This window comes from Acinetobacter sp. HA (genome assembly GCF_000264725.1).
GTDB classification, from domain to species: Bacteria; Pseudomonadota; Gammaproteobacteria; order Pseudomonadales; family Moraxellaceae; genus Acinetobacter; species Acinetobacter schindleri.
In genome coordinates this window covers 1-1,280 of sequence record NZ_AJXD01000072.1, presented here as the reverse complement: position 1 = coordinate 1,280, position 1,280 = coordinate 1, and the positions used below count along the sequence as shown (strand labels likewise).

General features: G+C 38.8%; 1 protein-coding gene. It reads left to right on the top strand.

Going from position 1 to position 1,280, the window contains the following annotated elements; translation table 11 throughout:
* The first annotated feature begins 145 nt into the window (after positions 1-145).
* The gene (locus tag HADU_RS11090; protein ID WP_008306420.1) at positions 146-1,192 is read left to right on the top strand and encodes a hypothetical protein; all 1,047 of its coding nucleotides are present in this window, start codon (positions 146-148) and stop codon (positions 1,190-1,192) included.
* Positions 1,193-1,280: the final 88 nt, after the last annotated feature.

Below are 1,280 nucleotides of genomic sequence, written 5' to 3'. Positions count from 1 at the left end.
GCTTAACTAGAGCGGAATATCACTTATAAATACGCTTTTAGTTGTTCAAACAAGTGGGACCACCTCTGAGCTATTCAGTTTCGAGATGGCCAACCTTTAGTGATCACCAAATAAAAATGCAAAGAAATTTTAGGGAATAAATTTTATGAAAAAGCAGATTTCTATCTTTGGACTCGCTTTTGTCTCGGGTTTAATGAGTGCCTGTGGCGGTGGTGGGGGAAGCAGCTCAGACAGTCCTATAGTGACTACGCCTCCAAATGTTCCAAAGGAAAGTATTTCCCCTGAGCTTTCAGAGGAATTTGTTCCGTTTGAAGATCAGGACATTGTAAAGAAAATTCGCGATAAAATTTCCGGAAATACCAGTAATGATACCGACTATAATGTTGCTCTAGGTCACATGATTGGTGAGGTATTTGCAGATTATCCTTATGGACGTACTGCACGTATCATCAAAATTTATAATCTGGGCATCAATAGTATTAAATATCCAAATCTGATCTGTTCAGAAGTAACTACCAATGGTGCAGTTAAAACGCTGAAATTAAAAACGGATAAAGATAACTGTATTATCCTGGATAAAACTTATCGTAAAGGCTCAACCATTACTCAGACGGTGAATGGTGACACGACGACTTTAAACTTTAGGAATGTCCGTTATGGTTCAAATGTAGATTTTAATCTCAAGGACGACTACCTGATTTCTGGCACGATTGTGCATCGTAAAACTAAAAATGAAATGGGGCAATCCGAATCTTATCAAATCGATCAGTTGGAATTCCAGCGTATAGCCGAGACCGATCAGGCGGGTACTTCTGGAGCCGCGTTTGATACAAAGAGCAAAGAATATCTGCAAGTACGTAATTATAATTATAGCCTGGTCGATGATTATGGCAGTGGTAGCAATGGGATTCGTACCTTAACCAGTCGCGGTACAATTATCGGTCAGCCTGATCTGGCAGATTATCGTTACAGTTTTGATTTTAATACCACGACACCATTTAAAATGGATGAAACCGTATTAAATAACTATAAGCATTTACCAAAAGAGGGTGTGCTTAGAATTGATGACAGTTATGATCAGGTGATTGAAGTCAAACAGAACCAGCCTGAATCATTGAAGGCTACTGTTTATTTCAATGGCAGTGAAATTGATGAACTGCTGTGGTCTACCATTATTGGGGATCAACAATAATTCGAGATGTCAAAAAAGCCCCGTATTGCCGGGGCTTTTTATTATTGATTGGGGGGGTGTTTATTAGATCTCTTTCATAAATCAAAAA

Bases quoted from the DNA above. Each gene is read 5' to 3' on its own strand.
- HADU_RS11090 (WP_008306420.1), top strand. From the start codon at position 146: ATGAAAAAGCAGATTTCTATCTTTGGACTCGCTTTTGTCTCGGGTTTA.